This window comes from Desulfurella sp., assembly GCF_023256235.1.
Classification (GTDB): domain Bacteria; phylum Campylobacterota_A; class Desulfurellia; order Desulfurellales; family Desulfurellaceae; genus Desulfurella.
On record NZ_JAGDWY010000053.1, the window covers coordinates 20,913 to 37,460 of the forward strand.

General features: G+C 33.6%; 17 protein-coding genes and 1 pseudogene. 13 read left to right on the forward strand and 5 right to left on the reverse strand.

The genetic code is table 11. From position 1 onward, the window contains the following. Positions 1–477, forward strand: a pseudogene (locus Q0C22_RS05250) (coproporphyrinogen III oxidase); the annotation flags it as partial. Between the two features lie 38 nt (positions 478–515). Here Q0C22_RS05250 and Q0C22_RS05255 read toward each other — a convergent pair. The 5 genes from Q0C22_RS05255 to hypF all read right to left on the reverse strand — a co-directional run bounded on the left by Q0C22_RS05255 (position 516) and on the right by hypF (position 5,365). Next, on the reverse strand, positions 516–800 hold the full coding sequence (locus Q0C22_RS05255) for an RNA-binding protein (RefSeq protein ID WP_025391235.1): 285 nt from the start codon (positions 798–800) through the stop codon (positions 516–518). Between the two features lie 97 nt (positions 801–897). Continuing rightward, complete coding sequence (gene hypE / locus Q0C22_RS05260; protein WP_291492499.1) at positions 898–1,863, reverse strand: hydrogenase expression/formation protein HypE; 966 nt, start codon at positions 1,861–1,863, stop codon at positions 898–900. After that, positions 1,853–2,941: a hydrogenase formation protein HypD gene (hypD, locus tag Q0C22_RS05265; protein WP_291492501.1), complete on the reverse strand. Its 1,089-nt coding sequence runs from the start codon at positions 2,939–2,941 to the stop codon at positions 1,853–1,855. Before hypD ends, hypE begins: the two co-directional genes overlap by 11 nt. Then, a complete protein-coding gene (locus Q0C22_RS05270) occupies positions 2,928–3,167 on the reverse strand; it encodes a HypC/HybG/HupF family hydrogenase formation chaperone (protein ID WP_291492503.1) in 240 nt (79 codons plus the stop codon). Before Q0C22_RS05270 ends, hypD begins: the two co-directional genes overlap by 14 nt. Beyond that, positions 3,158–5,365, reverse strand: coding sequence for a carbamoyltransferase HypF (hypF, locus tag Q0C22_RS05275; protein WP_291492505.1), 2,208 nt, complete (start codon positions 5,363–5,365; stop codon positions 3,158–3,160). Before hypF ends, Q0C22_RS05270 begins: the two co-directional genes overlap by 10 nt. A gap of 259 nt (positions 5,366–5,624) precedes the next feature. Here hypF and Q0C22_RS05280 point away from each other — a divergent pair, with 259 nt between their 5' ends. From Q0C22_RS05280 to uvrA, 12 genes are all read left to right on the forward strand, one after another. Next, positions 5,625–6,851: a hydrogenase small subunit gene (locus Q0C22_RS05280; protein ID WP_291492507.1), complete on the forward strand. Its 1,227-nt coding sequence runs from the start codon at positions 5,625–5,627 to the stop codon at positions 6,849–6,851. A gap of 17 nt (positions 6,852–6,868) precedes the next feature. Beyond that, positions 6,869–8,581 carry a nickel-dependent hydrogenase large subunit gene (locus Q0C22_RS05285; protein WP_291492509.1) on the forward strand — a complete coding sequence of 571 codons (1,713 nt, stop codon included), beginning with the start codon at positions 6,869–6,871 and terminating at the stop codon, positions 8,579–8,581. Between the two features lies 1 nt (position 8,582). Beyond that, positions 8,583–9,266 (forward strand): Ni/Fe-hydrogenase, b-type cytochrome subunit, encoded by a 684-nt coding sequence (gene cybH, locus Q0C22_RS05290; RefSeq protein WP_291492510.1) that lies wholly within the window; start codon positions 8,583–8,585, stop codon positions 9,264–9,266. Further along, positions 9,263–9,742, forward strand: a complete 480-nt coding sequence (locus Q0C22_RS05295) for a HyaD/HybD family hydrogenase maturation endopeptidase (RefSeq protein WP_291492512.1) — start codon at positions 9,263–9,265, stop codon at positions 9,740–9,742. Before cybH ends, Q0C22_RS05295 begins: the two co-directional genes overlap by 4 nt. After that, the gene (locus Q0C22_RS05300) at positions 9,735–10,085 is read left to right on the forward strand and encodes a hydrogenase maturation nickel metallochaperone HypA (protein ID WP_291492514.1); all 351 of its coding nucleotides are present in this window, start codon (positions 9,735–9,737) and stop codon (positions 10,083–10,085) included. Before Q0C22_RS05295 ends, Q0C22_RS05300 begins: the two co-directional genes overlap by 8 nt. Then, positions 10,085–10,744, forward strand: coding sequence for a hydrogenase nickel incorporation protein HypB (gene hypB / locus Q0C22_RS05305; RefSeq protein ID WP_291492516.1), 660 nt, complete (start codon positions 10,085–10,087; stop codon positions 10,742–10,744). The genes Q0C22_RS05300 and hypB overlap by 1 nt, the downstream gene beginning before the upstream one ends. Before the next feature lie 108 nt (positions 10,745–10,852). After that, positions 10,853–11,215: a 30S ribosomal protein S6 gene (rpsF, locus tag Q0C22_RS05310; protein ID WP_291492518.1), complete on the forward strand. Its 363-nt coding sequence runs from the start codon at positions 10,853–10,855 to the stop codon at positions 11,213–11,215. A gap of 8 nt (positions 11,216–11,223) precedes the next feature. Next, positions 11,224–11,616 (forward strand): single-stranded DNA-binding protein, encoded by a 393-nt coding sequence (locus Q0C22_RS05315; protein WP_291492520.1) that lies wholly within the window; start codon positions 11,224–11,226, stop codon positions 11,614–11,616. A 23-nt stretch (positions 11,617–11,639) separates the two neighbouring features. Further along, positions 11,640–11,906 (forward strand): 30S ribosomal protein S18, encoded by a 267-nt coding sequence (gene rpsR / locus Q0C22_RS05320; protein WP_025391222.1) that lies wholly within the window; start codon positions 11,640–11,642, stop codon positions 11,904–11,906. 29 nt (positions 11,907–11,935) lie between these two features. Continuing rightward, positions 11,936–12,388 (forward strand): 50S ribosomal protein L9, encoded by a 453-nt coding sequence (gene rplI, locus Q0C22_RS05325; RefSeq protein WP_291492524.1) that lies wholly within the window; start codon positions 11,936–11,938, stop codon positions 12,386–12,388. Continuing rightward, positions 12,378–13,784 (forward strand): replicative DNA helicase, encoded by a 1,407-nt coding sequence (gene dnaB / locus Q0C22_RS05330; RefSeq protein WP_291492526.1) that lies wholly within the window; start codon positions 12,378–12,380, stop codon positions 13,782–13,784. Before rplI ends, dnaB begins: the two co-directional genes overlap by 11 nt. A 24-nt stretch (positions 13,785–13,808) precedes the next feature. Next, positions 13,809–16,548: excinuclease ABC subunit UvrA (uvrA, locus tag Q0C22_RS05335; protein ID WP_291492528.1), on the forward strand; the 2,740-nt coding region annotated here is incomplete at its 3' end.

A 16,548-nucleotide genomic window follows, 5' to 3' on the forward strand; every position in this document is an offset into this window, starting at 1 on the left:
TTTTTATACTTAGTAAAATTTTTAAAAAAACACAATATATTTCAATATGAAATTTCAAATTTTGCAAAAAAAGGATTTGAAAGCAAACATAATCAAGCTTACTGGAAAAATTATGATTATGTAGGTTTTGGTTTAAGCGCAAGCTCTCATATAAGCTCTATAAGGTACAAAAATACAGATAACTTAATTGATTATATCAACAAAGTTTTATCTGATAAAAGCCCCATTGTTTACAAAAATAGATTAAACATTAATAAACAAATTAAAGAAGCATTTGTTTTAGGTTTGCGTACAGTAAATGGTATAAATATAAATACGTTTAATCAAACTTACAATTGCAATATTGAGGAAATTTTTAAAAAAGAACTTTCAAAACACTATGAGTTAAAAACACTTAAAAAAGTTAAAGGTTCAATCAAAATTGCAAATTATAAAAAATTTTTAATATCAAACTATATTTTATGCGATTTTATATAAATATAAGCAGGGCTTAAAACCCTGCTTTTAAAAGTGGATTAAAATCTGTTTCTTGAGTTAGAGTAGTTTGACCTTTGTCTTGGATTTGACTCCCTTGGTTTTGCTTCATCTACCCTGATGTTTCTACCGTCTAAATCTGTGTTGTCTAAAGCATCTTTAGCTTTTTGGGCATCGTCTTTTGATTCCATTTCTACAAATCCAAACCCTTTACCTTCAATAACCTTTACCGATACTACATTACCATAACCTGAGAAAACTTCTTTAAGTTTCTCTTCCGTCGTTCGGTAATTCAAATTACCGACGTACAACTTGTTCGTATTCACAAAACACACTCCAAAAAAAATTTACTATTGATGCGCCTATATAGTCCACACCAAATTACTTGTATTTTAACATAAAAAAACAAAAAGTCAAGTATTTTTAACAAATCCTTGGCATTTTTTCTACAAGTGGCATAGAAAGCAATCTTTTTGTGCCATAATTCAAATTAAGCAATACCTTTTGCGGGTGATCTTTTGTAATATTTCCAATTATATTTGCATTTTTACCAAGTGGATTGCTGTGCAAAATATCTAAAATTTTTGGGGCATCAACCGGGTTTGCAACTATTACCATCTTACCTTCATTTGCGCTATAATAAGGTTCAATGCCAAGCAACTCAGAAATCGAGGACACTTCTTCAGAAATAGGGACAAGTTCTTCAAATATTTCAACGCCAAAATCTCTTTTGTAGCATAATTCGTTTAAACACATGGCAAGACCGCCACGTGTGGGATCCCTCATCCAGTGAACATCTAAATCAGATTCAATTATTGGTAAAATTAGGTTTGTAAGCTGGGCGCAATCAGATTGCAAATTTGATGCAAGATTTAGGTTTTCGCGCTCGTTTAAAATCGAAAAGCCGTGTTCTCCAATATTGCCTGTTACAATTATCTGATCATTTTCGCATATGTTTGAGCCATCTATTGGCCTTATGATTTTTCCTATGCCTGACGTATTTATATAAAAGCCTTTGCCAGCTTCAACAACCTTTGTATCACCGCATACAATTTTAACATTAGCATTTTTTGCTTCATCGCGCATTGATTTTGCAATTTTTTCTAACTCATCAAGCTCAAAACCTTCTTCCATTATAAATGCGCTTGATAGATACATGGGCTTTGCTCCAACACACAACAGATCATTCACAGTCCCACAAACGGATAGTTTGCCAATATCACCGCCTTTAAAAAATAGGGGCTTTATTGAATGAGAATCCGTCGTAAAGGCTATATCGCCTAAAATTGCACTATCAAGACCCGGAGTTGCTCTAAATACATTTTCTATTAATTCAAGAGTCAATTTACCACCAGATCCGTGATCCATTGTAATTTTGTCAAATTTCACCTTTAACCTCCCACCAGTTTCTGCATGTACCTTCATCTGATACCATACACGGCCCTACAGGATTGTGAGGATTGCATACTTTGGAAAACATTGGGCATTGCGTTGGCTCAATCAAACCTAAAATAACTTCTGCGCATCTGCAACCTTTTTGTTCTTCTATATAATCTTCGCTAAATGGAATATTGAATTTTACCTTTGCATTTAAAAAGTCATATGTTTTTTTAAACTCAAAACCACTATTTTCTATTGTACCAAGCCCCCTCCATATGCTAGGCACAATATCAAAAACATCATTTAGAGCTTTTTGAGCAAGCTTGTTGCCTTCATAGCTCAAAAGCCTTTCATACTCGTTTTCTACCTTGCAGGTATTATTTTCAATCTGGTTTATTATCATCAGTATAGTACTTAAAATATCAACTGGTTCAAAACCAGCCGCAACGCAGGGTAGTTTAAAATCGCTTGAGACCTTTTCATAAGGCACCAAGCCCGAAACTATGCTTGCGTGTCCAGGCAATATTAATGCATCAATATTTAACTTGCCTGCTTTCAACAATTCTAAAACACCATTTGGCGTGTATTTGTGGACACTGAAAAAGCTTAAATTTTCTGGCAAGCTTATACTTTTTATTATGCTTGCAATGGGAGCTGCTGTAGTTTCAAACCCCACAGAAAAAAATATCACATCTTGTCTGCTTTTTTTTGCAAAATCTATTGCTTCATCTAAACCATAAACCATCTTAACGCTAAGACCCATCTTGCTTGCACTAAAAAGTGAATAATTGCTTCCTTTTACCCTCAACATATCGCCAAATGTGGCAATTGTGCAATTATTTTTTATACCATAGTTTATTATAGCATCTATATCTTTTGAGCTTGTAACACATACAGGACATCCAGGTCCAGCAAGAAGCTTTATATTTTCTGGCAATAAATCCCTTAGTGCGTATCTTACTATAGAATTCTCGTGTGTGCCACACACATGCATAATGCGCAAATTCTCGAAATTTTTTGATTTGACTTTTATGCTTTGAGCAAGCGCCAATACTAAATCTTTGTCTTTAAACTTACTCAGTTGCACCTTTTGCCCCCAACAAGCATTGTTCTATTAGCTCTAAGTTTTCTTTTGCTTCCTGTTCGTCTAGTTTTGCAATAGCGTTTCCTGCATGCACAAGCACATAGTCCCCTACTTTTGGGTTGTCTATTAGCATAAAAAAACAGTGTTTCTTTGTACCACCTGCTTCAACAACACCACTTATTCCATCTTCATAAACTTCAACAATTTGCATCGGTATACCTATACACATAATCCCTCCTTTGCAATGTAGATTTGACCTATGGCTACACCACCATCGTTTATCGGAAATCTTGAGTTAAACAGTACATTTAAACCAGCTTTGGCTAATTTTTTATATAGTAAACTAAAAACTATATCGTTTTGAAATACGCCACCTGAGAGTGCAACCGTTTTTATGCCAGTTTGCTTTGATATAGACATTGTATTTTGATATATTGCATCAACAAAAGTATTATGAAAAAGTCTTGCGCTTACTAAATCGCGTCTTTGTGCAATTGTTTTTAGTGTCATTGAAAAATCAATAATAAAATTATCAATCTTATAATCAAGTATCTTAGAAGTCTTGTGTTTTCTTGCTTCGTACTCTAAAAGCATTGCAGATTGGGCTTCAAAAGTGTTTTTGTGTTTTATGTTTAAAAGAGCGCTTACTGCATCAAATAACCTGCCTGCTGAGCTTGTGATCGAATAAGGCATTTTCGGCATAAGCTCAATTACATTGCTATAATCAGAAAATAAGTATTTAACATACTCGATATCGCCTGTTATATCATAAATATACGAAGCTGCTATTCTGTATGGTTCTTTTATGGCTTTTTCTCCAAAGTAAAGTTTCATATTTTTAATATGTCCAATGCGTTCTATGGTTTTATCCATTTTTACAAAAATTTCACCACCCCAAATATTGCCATCATCACCAAAACCTGTACCATCAAGCACTATCCCAATACAATCACCACAGTGGTTGTGTTCCATTAAAACGCTTGCAAAATGCGCTTTGTGGTGCTGTACTTCAAACACATTGGCAAATGTTTGCCTTGCATAATTGCTTGATAAATAATTTGGATGCCTATCACAAATAGCCATATCAACTTTTTTTATATCAAAAAATGATAAAAAATCATCAACTTTTTTATTAAATTGCTCATAGTTTTCATAATTTGATAAATCTGGCGTGTATTGGGATAAAATTACCGTATCTTTAAGGCTTATTGCTATATTGTTTTTCATATCAGCACCCAATGCTAAAATGTTTGGTTTAATACCTTTTAGATAAAATGGCGAAGGTGCATAGCCCCTTGCATACCTAAAAATTATTTGCTTATTTAAACTGAAGTGTACAATAGAATCTTCAATTGGTCTTATAATTTTCCTATTGTGAAGCAACACAAAATCTACACCACTAAAATCTACAGCATCCCTATCTTTGTAAATAAGCGAAAATTCACTTAAGTTTGCACTCGTTGCAACAATGCACTCCAGGTTTGAAAAATAAAACAAAAGCAAGTGTATTGGAGCATAAGCAAGCATCATACCTACAAACGGGCTTTTGATATTTACAAACTTTAAGCGTTCATCTTTATATTTTGCAAGCACAATTGGTTTTATTTGTGAGTTTAGTATTTCAATTTCTTTTTTTGATAGATAAGCAAGTTTTTTTGCAGTTTCAATGTTTTTTGCAATTACAGCAAACGGTTTTTCTTCTCTTTGTTTTATGTATTTTATCTTTTCAACAGCATATTCATCAAATGCATTGCAAATTAAATGATAACCGCCTATACCTTTTAATAAACCAACTTTAGAATTTTCCAGATCAAAAGCTGCCTTTTTAACGGCTTTGATATCTTTTGATTCAACCCGTTTGTTTTTTACATAAAAATATTTTGGGCCACATTCTTTACAAGAAATGGTTTGAGCATGAAAACGCCTATTTGCGCTATCAGAATATTCTGTTGCGCACATTTTGCACATTTTAAATGCGTTCATTGTGGTATTGTTTCTATCAAACAAACCATCTTTTGCAATACTAAATCTGGGTCCACAATCTGTGCATGTAATCAAAGGATGCAAAAAACGCCTGTTTGAGCTATCAAATAATTCTTGCTCGCATTTTTTGCAAATACCCCAATCTGGCGTTATATTTATATTTTTTTGAGTATCATCTTTACTGTATTTAATAATAAAACTATTGTAGGCATGTTTTTTTATTTTAAAAATAACGCTATCTATAGATTTTATAAATGCATTTTGCGGTTTATTTTTAATGATAATCTTTTCTATATTAAGTGCTCTTTTTGATTCAATATAAATTTCAACGCAACAAGAGCTATTTCGTACCCACCCTGTATATTTTTTTAAAGCATTGTAAAGTACTGGTCTAAAACCTACACCCTGAACAATACCATATACTTTAGCTTTGATTGCAAACATTTACTAAATAAATTAAATATTTGTACATTGTATTTAAAAAACGATGCATATCCCCCTCTTTCTAGACGATGCTATATTAATAATATTAAATACGAATGTCAACATGATATTATCATAATGTTATTTAATTTAGTATGTAATGTATGGTTCTTTTAATTGCAATTATTAGAAGATTTAATTAAAAATAATTAGTTTTTTTATTGACAAGGCTAATTTTAATTCTTAAAATTGTACCCAAAATATACAAAGGAGGGGGGCTATGAAAAAAGACACTCTTGACTATGAAGCTCTATTGCCAGAAGTAGATGAGCGGCTAAAAAAAAGTTGTTCTAAAGAACAAGAACAACTGTTCTACAACAATCTCAAAGAAGCAGGTTTTACAAGAAGGGATTTTTTGAAATGGACATCAATGATTACAGCTGCTTTAACTTTGCCACCTATATTTGAACCACGTGTTGCAAAAGCAGTTGCAGCTATTGCTCCAAGACCTACAGTAATCTGGCTGCACTTTGCAGAGTGCACAGGCTGTACAGAATCTTTTATTAGAAACATTAATCCTTCAATTGAAAGAGTCATATTTGACACAATTAACCTTGCATTCCACGACACATTAATGATGGCATCGGGCAAAAGGGCTGAAGAAGCTTTAGAGTCTGCAATAGCAAAGTATAAAGGTAGCTATATATTGGTAGTGGAAGGTGGTATACCAACAAAGGATAACGGTATATTTTTGCGCATTGGTACAAACGCAGAAACTGGCCTTCATAGATTAAAAAGAATATCAAAAGATGCTAAATACATAGTAAATTTTGGCACGTGCTCGTCTTTTGGAGGCGTACAGGCAGCATATCCAAACCCAACGGGTGCAAAAGGCGTTCATGATATTTTGGGTTGCGAGGTGGTTAATGTATCTGGTTGTCCACCGAATTCAGTAAACATGATAGGAACACTTGTACATATTTTATTGTTTGACAGGGTTCCACCGCTTGATTTAAGCTATAGACCAATCTGGGCTTACGGCGGCAGAATTCACGATAACTGTGAGCGCAGGGCACACTTTGATGCTGGTGAGTTTGTTGAAGAATGGGGCGATGAAGGCGCAAAAAAAGGCTGGTGTTTGTATAAAATGGGTTGCAAGGGGCCTCTTACATACAACAACTGCCCAAGATACAGGTTTAACCAAAGCACAAACTGGCCAGTGGGAGCAGGTCATGGCTGCATTGGATGCTCAGAACCCGACTTTTGGGATACTATGGCACCGTTTGAAGAGCCAAATGATAAAGCAGGCATAAGGATTCCTGCATTTGGCGGCGTAGAAGCTACAAGCGATGCCATTGGAGAACTTGTAACAGGCATTACGATTGGTGCGGTAGGTGTACATGCTGCTGGCTCAATAATCAGAGCGAAAGCTGAAAAGAAAAAGAAAGAAGAAGAAAAAGAAGAAAAGAATAAAAACGATCAAAACAATACAGGCGAAAATAAATAACAAAGAGGGGGAGTAATATGGCAAAGGCACAAAAAGAAGTTAATCAACACTTAGTAGTTGATCCTATTACGCGTATTGAAGGACATTTGCGCATTGAAGTTAATATAAAAAATGGCAAGGTAACTGACGCCTGGAGTTCTGGTACACTTTGGAGAGGCATAGAACCTATCCTGCAAGGTAGAGACATAAGGGATGGTGGCTTGCTTGCCCAGCGTATATGCGGTGTTTGTACATACTCTCACTATGAAGGCAATACTATGGCTACAGAAGTTGCTCTTGGCATAAGACCGCCAACAAATGCAAGGTTAATTAGAAATTTAATTAATGCAGCACAATTTATGCAGGATCATATAGTCCATTTTTACGCCCTGCATAGTCTTGATTGGGCTGATATAGGAGGAGCATTAAAAGCAGACCCTCAAAAGGCGGCTGATTTAGCTTATGAATTTTCAAAAACACCATATAATGCTTCTGTTGCTCACTATAGAGAAGTAAAAGAAAAACTTGCAAAATTTGTAGCAAGCGGACAATTAGGGCCATTTGCAAATGCATATATTGGTAACCCGCTTTATAAGATGACTCCTGAAGCTGATTTAATAACAATAAGCCATTATTTAGATGCATTGCAAATTCAAGTAATTCTAGGACAAATGAAAGCCATTTATGGAGCAAAAGATCCTCATCCACAAACACTTGTAATTGGCGGAATCTCAAGTGTTATGGATTTACTTGACCCAAATAGACTTGCAGAGTACAAATACAAATTAGATAATGTTCACAATTTTATAAAAAATGCTTATCTTCCTGATATTGATATGCTTACACATTTTTATAAAGATGAGTTTGTAAAAGGTTGGGGAATTGGAAACTATAATTTCTTAAGTTATGGTGGTTTTCCAGAAACAAACGATTGGGAAGCAAAATACAGATATCTACCTCAAGGTGTTGTATACGAAGGCAACCTGAATATTTTTGAACCCACAGTAGATGAAAAGTCAATCACAGAAACTGTTGCCCACTCATGGTATGAAGGACCAAAAGTTGGACTATACCCTGGAATTGAAGAAACAATACCTCAATATACAGGTTTAAACCCAGATAATACAGTTAAAGGAGATGGAAAATACTCGTGGGTAAAAGCACCACGCTACAAAAGAAAAGTTATGGAAGTAGGTCCACTTGCCAGATGGGTAGTAGGGTATGCAACAAACCACAAAGACATGAGAAAACGCGTTGATGAATTTTTAAAAAAGCACAATGCAAAATTTGAACAAATGTATTCAACAGTAGGCAGAACCGTAGCAAGGGCACTAGACACGGATTATATTTGCGATGGTGCTTATATATTTATAAAAGATTTAATTGCAAACTTAAAACAGGGTGATGAAAGTACGTGGACAAGGTTTGAATTTCCAAAAGAAGAAACAAACGCATGCGTGGCGCTTGTTGAGGCACCAAGGGGTTCTTTAGGTCACTTTGTTACAATAAAAGGAAAAACAATTACGCACTACCAGGTAGTTGTGCCTTCTACATGGAATGCTTCTCCAAGAGACGAAATCGGCCAAAAAGGAGCCTATGAAGCTTCACTGATAGATTTACCCGTACCAGATCCAAATGAGCCATTAGAAATTTTACGTACCATACACTCATTCGATCCATGTCTTGCATGCGCTGTACATTTAATTGATACAGATAGTGGTAAATTGCGTAAATTTAAAGTCGAGGTGTAATATGGATAGTCAAGTCAAAATGCACTACAGGTGGACAGTTGCACGAAGACTAATACACTGGACAACATTTATATGCATAGCAGTGCTAACTTTCACTGGTTTTTATATAGCTGATCCTTTCTGGTTTGTTTATTCGCCAGGCACAAGAGAAGCATACAATACATTTGCTATGGCAGATGTAAGATTTATACACTTTACTTTTGGCTTTATATTTATGTTTGCTATTATTATGAGACTGTATTATGCTTTCTTTTCAAGATACGATGCAGATTGGAAAAGTTTATTGTTTGAGTGGTTTAATATTAAAGAATGGAAAACTGTGCTTTCCTATTATATTACATTCAAACCATATGGTGTGCCAATTAAAAGTAAGTATAATCCACTTCAATCGCTATTTTACTTTTTATTTATTGTAGCTTGCTTCTTTCAGATTATATCTGGCCTTGTAATGTTTACAATGGGTCAAAACTCCATTCTCGGTATGTCTTTTATGCAAAAAGCACTATACTGGTTTGTAAGCCTGATGGGCGGCTATGCCCATGTATACGATTTGCATAGATTGCTTACATGGTTTTTTATAGTGTTTTTTATAGGTCATGTGTATATGATATTAGCCCATGATGTAGGCGATAAAAAAGGTACAGTATCATCTATGATTTCTGGATACGAGGCAGAAAAAGAATGAACAATATTGCAGTTATAGGCTTGGGTAACACATTGCTTGGCGATGAAGGCTTTGGCGTTCATTTAGTTAATAAATTGAAATCAAAATATACATTCAGTGAAAATGTTAAAATTTTAGATGGAGGAACCGTAGGGTTCCTCTTAATTGAGCATTTTTTAGAAAATGATAAACTTATATTTGTAGATGCAATAAGAGCAAATGATACACCAGGCAGTATCTATAAATTCAATGTAAAAGAGCTTCCTCCAAATATTACATTTGTATCATCTATCCATGAAATTGGCCTGGGTGATATTTTAGGGCATGTAAGATTAATGGGCTTGGAAAAAGAAACAGTAGTAATTGGAATTGAACCACTCTCGGTTTGCCCAAATGACTTAACTATTACACTAACACCTTTAATGGAAGAAAAAATGCCTTCCGTTGAAAAGTTAGTATTAGAACAAATAAAAGAATTTGGTGGAAGTTATGCATGAGGGGGCAATAGCCCAATCTGTCGTGGAAGTTTTACGCGACATAAAAACCCAAAATGGGCTATTGAGCATAACTTCCGCTACCCTAAAAATTGGTGCAGTCTCGGGCGTTGCTATCGACGCCCTTCTTTTTGCATTTGAAGCAATACAAAAAGAAGAAGAATTTATCAAAAACACAAAACTTAATATAATCTATGTAAACGTAAAAGCAAGGTGTAGTATATGTGGCAAAATTTATGAATTTGATAATACAGACGATCTGGTTATGGTTTGTCAAGATTGCCAGATGCCACTTACAATAATAAATGGCAAAGAATTAGAAATTGTAGATGTGGAGGGACAGTAGTGAAAAGGATTGTTGTTGAAAAAAAGATACTTGAAAAAAACGACGATATTGCAAATAGTATCAGGAGCTTGCTTGACAAAAATCGTGTTTTTGGCTTAAATGTCATGAGCTCGCCGGGTGCTGGCAAAACAACACTTATTGAACGCATGGTGGAAGCACTAAAGCCTGAATATAAAATTGCAGCAATTGATGGCGATTTAGATACACAAAGGGATGCACAACGTATTGCAGCTCTTGGCATAGAAGCTGTTCAAATAAATACATCAGGCACATGCCACCTAGATTCTTCAATGGTTCAAAAAGCACTTAATGATATGTCACTTGATCTAGATCTGTTAATAATTGAAAATGTAGGAAACCTGGTCTGTCCTGCTAGTTTCTACTTAGGTACACACAAAAATGCTGTCTTAATAAGTACACCCGAAGGCGATGACAAGGTAAAAAAATATCCCACAATGTTTAATGTAGCAGATGTTGTTTTGATAAACAAAATGGATATAGCCCAATTTGTAAATTTTGACGTAGAAAAAGTAGAACACGAGATAAAAGAATTAAATCCAAATGCAATAATATTTAAAATAAGCGCATTAAAAAACGATGGCTTAGATGGGTTTTTAAATTGGGTTGAAAAAAATATACAATCAATCAAAAATCAATAAAATATATAATATTTTGATTTTTTTTAAGAATTTGATACAATAATCAATGTTTATATCCTTGCTATCTTGTAAATAAGCAAGATAGCCAAAAGTCCAAAAGGAGGTTTGATGTACTACGATTTTCTCTACATTGTTCAACCAAACGTTACAGATGAAGAATTTGATACTATACTTTCAGATGTAGTATCAAGAATTGAAGGCAGTGGTGGTAAGCTTTTAAAAAGCTCCATCTGGGGTAAAAAACAACTCGCCTACCCTATAAAAAAATATAGGCAAGGTATTTATGTAAATCTTTTTTATGAAGCAAATACAACTGTTCCAAAGCAAATTGAAAGTTTTCTTGCACTAAAAGATGATATTTTAAGACAAATGACTGTAAAAATGCTAAAAAAAGATATAGCACGCTTAACCCAGGGTGAGCAAAAAACATCCACAGCGCAAGAAAATCAAGAGCAAAATGCAAATAATTAGGAGCAAAAGTGTCAAATTTGAATAGAATTTTTCTTATGGGCAACCTCACAAGAGATCCAGAATTGCGTTATACACCGTCAAATATTGGTGTTGTAACATTTGGACTTGCGGTTAACTCCAATATAGGGAAAGACGCTGATGGCAATAGAAAAACTGAAACATTATTTGTAGATATTATTGCTTTTGGCAAACAAGCAGAAACAATAGCCCAATACTGTAAAAAAGGTACGCCATTATTTGTTGAAGGGCGCTTGAGGCTACGCACATGGGAAGATAAAGACGGCAACAAACGCTCAAAACACGAGGTTGTGTTAAATGCTTTCCAGTTTATTGGTGGCGCAAATAATAACGTAAAAGATGATATTAAATTACCCGAAGATGATGAAGATGTACCATTTTAAAATTAAAAAACAAAGGAGCAAAAATGGAAAACAACGATAAAAACAAAAGAAAAAGAGTATTTAAATTTTCAAAGAAAAAGGTTTGCTACTTTTGTATCAATAATATTGATGAAATTGATTATAAAAATACTGATGTATTATCGAGATTTATTACAGAAAGATACAAAATTGTTTCAAGAAAAGCCAGTGGTGTGTGCGCAAAACATCAAAGAAAACTCAGCACTAGCATAAAGCGCGCAAGGATCATGGCATTATTGCCATTTACTATTAATACAAAGCTAAAAAGCTGATTTTAGTTTATTAAAAAGGGGATATGTATATGAGGGTTGTTTTACTTGAAGATATAGAAAATTTAGGTCTGGCAGGTGATGTTTTAGATGTTAAAGATGGTTATGCGCGCAATTTTTTATTACCTAAAAAACTCGCTTTAAAAGCTACAAAAGAAAATGTAAAACTAATAGAAGAAAAAAGAAACAGTATAATAAAAAGGGCACAAAAAAGACTACAATTAGAACAAGCAAAAAAAGAACAGCTTGATGGTTTAACCATTGAGCTAAAAGCAAAGACTGGTGAAGGTGGCAAGCTGTTTGGTTCAATTGGAACAAACGATATCTACACAGCATTAAAAGAAAAACAAATAGAGATTGATAAAAAAAGCATAAGGCTTGAAGATCCGATCAAACAAATAGGAGAATACGAAGTAACAATATCTCTTTATAGAGATATAAAAGCTAAGATAAAAGTTATCGTACGTAGTTTAGATGAAAATTGATACCCCATTAAAACCTGCTAAAGGTTTGACTTTTACTTCAATTGAATTACCAAATGCATATGAGGCAGAAAAAGCTTTGCTTTCTGCCTTATTTTTAGATAACTCTAAAATTGGTCAAGCATTAGAATATATAACTGATAAACATTTTTACGATAAAAGAAACGCGTTAATCTTTCAGACAATGCTCGTCTTGTATTCACAGGGTATAAGTTTTGATCATATAATTGTCGCCAACCATTTAGGCAAACAACTAGATACAATCGGTGGTATGGATTACTTGATTGAAATTACAGACTATCTTCCAAATATTTCCAATATAACACACTATGCAAAAATTATTTACCAAAAAAGTGTTTTAAGGGAATTGATTTTTGCTTCTCAAGAAATTGCTGATGTTGCCTATTCAGATGCATTAGATACAGAAGAAATATTAAATTTTGCAGAAAAAAAGATATTTAATATTTCAACAAAAAAAACAGAAAGCTACAAATCTCTAAATGATATAGGTGATGAAATAAAAGAATTAATACAAAATTTAAAACAAAGAAATACTGAAGTTACTGGCCTACCAACAGGTTTTATTGACATAGATAGAATGCTAAATGGTTTTCAAAGGGGTGACCTAATAATTCTTGCTGCAAGACCAAGTATGGGAAAGACTGCTTTTGCCGTTAATATTGCTATAAATATGGCTCAAAGAACAAACCTATCAATAGGCATCTTCAGTCTTGAAATGACCTACAGGCAAATAGCTTTGCGAATTTTGTCATCAATGAGCAATATAGAATTTTATAAAATAAAATCTGGTAATCTAAGTACAAGCGAATGGAACTTAATAGTAAAAACAATAGACAAAGCGCGCAAGCTTCGTATATATATAGATGATTCTTCACTTATAACAAGCCTTGATATTAGAACAAAAGCTAGAAAACTAAAAATAGAGCGCAATATTGATTTTCTAATTATAGATTACCTTCAGCTTATTGAAGGCCTAAAAAGAGAAAACCGCGTGCAGGAAGTATCAGAAATATCAAGGTCTTTGAAAATATTAGCTAAAGAGCTAAATATTCCTATTCTGGCATTATCCCAACTAAATAGAAGCGTAGAACAAAGGGACAATAAACGTCCAATGATGTCTGATTTGAGAGAATCTGGTTCTATTGAACAGGATGCGGATATTGTTATGTTTATATACAGGGATGATGTGTATAATAAAAAAAACTCTGGCAACGAACAACAAACCTTAGCCGAAATACATATTGCAAAACATAGAAATGGACCAACAGGTACAGTAGAGTTGCTTTTTCACAAAAATACCACTACATTTAAAAATATGAGTGATGAACAATCTGTAGATAAATTTTACAATAATGTAAGCGAGCTTGAAGAATTTTAAATCCGCTACATTCGAAGGATTTCTATGCAAGATTATATATTTATTAAAGGTGCAAGACAACACAATTTAAAAAATATTGATATTAAAATTCCTAAATTTAAAATTGTAAGTTTTGTGGGTCCATCCGGCTCTGGTAAATCAACAATTGTTTTTGATATAGTCTACGCAGAAGGCCAGCGCAGATACATAGAGTCGCTATCCGCTTATACACGTCAATTTTTAGAAAAGCTAGAAAAAAGTGATGTTGACTACATAACTGGCTTATCGCCATCTATTAGCATAGATCAAAAACTTTCATCAAATAGCCGCTCCACTGTTGGTACAACAACAGAAATATACGATTACATGAGGCTTATATGGGCAAATCTTGCTCAGTATTATTGCTATAATTGTGGTCGCAAAATTGAACAGCAAACCCCTCAGGCCATTATCAACAAAATATCCCAATTAAAAGGAAAAAAGATACTTATAATGCGGCCTATAGCTATTAATAAAAAAGGCGAATTTAGTCAAGAATTTAATCTACTTGCAAAACAGGGCTTTGTAAGAATTATTGCTGATGATATTGAATATACGCTTGATGATCCACCAAAGTTAGACAAAAATAAAAAACACACAATCTTTTTGGTTGTGGATAGAATTGTTGTAGATGAAGACTCAAAAGAGCGCATTCAGCAATCTGTAGAACTTGCACTTAAAAATTCTAAAACTGTGTATGTAAAAGATGTGCAAACAAATACAATTGAAGTATTTTCAACCGAGTTTAGCTGTCCTGTTTGCAATATCAATTACTCGCCAAAAAATGCCCAGAGTTTTTCATTTAACTCTCCGCTTGGTGCCTGTCCGGTTTGCCATGGGCTGGGTTTTGTAAATAAACTAAGCATAGATGCTCTGGTAAATGAAAATTTATCCATAAAAGAAGGTGCTATAATTCCATTTTCTAAACCAAGATACGCTAAGACTCAAGAGTATATAATTAAAAAATGCATTGCTTTTGGCATAGATGTTTATATGCCATTTAAAGATTTAACAACTCAACAGAAAGATTTTGTTTATTTTGGCAGTGGTGATTTTGATGGAATAATATCAATGGTAGAGCGTTTTTTTGAATCAGACACAATGTTTGCAATACAAAACGCTTATTTGCATACAAGCGTTGTGTGTGACAATTGCAATGGATTGAGATTAAACAAAGAAAGTTTATCTGCCAAAATAGAAGGTAAAAATATTATAGAAGTTACAAACCTTCGCATTGATGAAACATTGGATTTCTTTAAAAATTTAGAAAAAAAGCTAGATCCAACACAAAAACAAATTGCAAAAAACCCACTTAATGAAATTATAAAAAGATTGCAGTTTCTTGTGGATTTGAATTTAGATTATTTATCGCTTTCAAGAAGCACAGCTACGCTATCTGGTGGAGAAGCTCAAAGGGTCAAACTTGCAACGCAGATAGGTACATCTTTAAGCGGTGTAACTTATTGTCTGGATGAACCATCAATTGGTTTGCACCCTTCAGAAACAGAAAAACTTATAAAAATTTTAAAAGAATTGCGTGATTTAGGAAACACAATTTTAATGGTAGAACACAACGAGTTTTTAATAAAAAATAGTGACTATATTATAGATATTGGACCTAAAAGCGGTAAATATGGTGGAGAAATATGTGCTGAAGGTTCACTAAATCAAATACTAACAAACGAAAATTCTCTCACAGGCAAATATTTATCTGGCAAATTAAAAATTGAAATACCTCCAAAAAGAAATTTTAAAGATTTTCTTAAATTAAAAAATGTTAATGTTCACAATATTAAAAAATTAAACGTTGATATACCACTTGGGTGTTTGGTTGGAATAAGTGGTGTTTCTGGAAGCGGCAAATCAAGTTTAATTGTTGATTTTCTCTATAAAAAATTAAAAGAAAAAATTAATTTTCAACAAACTTTAAATAGAAAAGTCTTTCAAGAAACAGAATTAAATTCAAACGATAATGAATTTTTTGATTCTTCAATTTGCTCTGGAGATGTTGAAAACTTTCAATTAATTGAACGCATCATTGCTATAAATCAATCACCAATAGGCAAAACACCAAGATCAAACCCAGCAACGTACACATCTGTTTTTACAGATATAAGAGAGTTGTTTGCAAACGTTACACAAGCAAAAGTATTGGGATTTAACGCTTCTCGCTTTAGTTTTAATGTTAGTGGAGGTAGATGTGAAAAATGCAAGGGAGAAGGATATATAAAAGTTGAAATGCAATTTTTACCTGATGTTTATGTATTATGTGAGGCTTGTGGTGGAAAAAGATATAACGATGCTACACTATCTATTTACTACAAAGATAAAAATATTGCTGATGTGCTTAATATGAGCATAGATGAAGCTTATGAGTTTTTTGATAACATACCAAAAATTAAAAATAAACTTGGAATTTTAAAAGACATAGGACTTGGTTATATAAAACTTGGCCAAAATGCAACAACACTATCTGGAGGAGAAGCCCAGCGCATAAAATTAGCAAAAGAACTAATAACGCCTCCTAACAAAAAAACTCTATACCTGTTTGATGAGCCCTCTAGAGGTCTTCATCCAGATGATATAAAAAAACTATTGCATGTAATAAATAGGCTTATAGATAGTGGTCACAGTGTAATTATAATAGAACATGATCTAGATATATTAAAATGTGCAGACTATATTATTGATATGGGTATAGGTGGTGGAGATAAAGGCGGACAGGTAGTTGCTAAAGGCACACCTG

What these genes read in the sequence shown, in the direction of transcription:
- hypF (WP_291492505.1), bottom strand. Translation starts at nt 5,365, where the DNA reads ATGTTTGCAATCAAAGCTAAAGTATATGGTATTGTTCAGGGTGTAGGT.
- Q0C22_RS05280 (WP_291492507.1), top strand. Translation starts at nt 5,625, where the DNA reads ATGAAAAAAGACACTCTTGACTATGAAGCTCTATTGCCAGAAGTAGAT.
- rplI (WP_291492524.1), top strand. Translation starts at nt 11,936, where the DNA reads ATGAGGGTTGTTTTACTTGAAGATATAGAAAATTTAGGTCTGGCAGGT.
- Q0C22_RS05295 (WP_291492512.1), top strand. Translation starts at nt 9,263, where the DNA reads ATGAACAATATTGCAGTTATAGGCTTGGGTAACACATTGCTTGGCGAT.
- dnaB (WP_291492526.1), top strand. Translation starts at nt 12,378, where the DNA reads ATGAAAATTGATACCCCATTAAAACCTGCTAAAGGTTTGACTTTTACT.
- Q0C22_RS05300 (WP_291492514.1), top strand. Translation starts at nt 9,735, where the DNA reads ATGCATGAGGGGGCAATAGCCCAATCTGTCGTGGAAGTTTTACGCGAC.
- Q0C22_RS05270 (WP_291492503.1), bottom strand. Translation starts at nt 3,167, where the DNA reads ATGTGTATAGGTATACCGATGCAAATTGTTGAAGTTTATGAAGATGGA.
- rpsR (WP_025391222.1), top strand. Translation starts at nt 11,640, where the DNA reads ATGGAAAACAACGATAAAAACAAAAGAAAAAGAGTATTTAAATTTTCA.
- cybH (WP_291492510.1), top strand. Translation starts at nt 8,583, where the DNA reads ATGGATAGTCAAGTCAAAATGCACTACAGGTGGACAGTTGCACGAAGA.
- Q0C22_RS05285 (WP_291492509.1), top strand. Translation starts at nt 6,869, where the DNA reads ATGGCAAAGGCACAAAAAGAAGTTAATCAACACTTAGTAGTTGATCCT.
- rpsF (WP_291492518.1), top strand. Translation starts at nt 10,853, where the DNA reads ATGTACTACGATTTTCTCTACATTGTTCAACCAAACGTTACAGATGAA.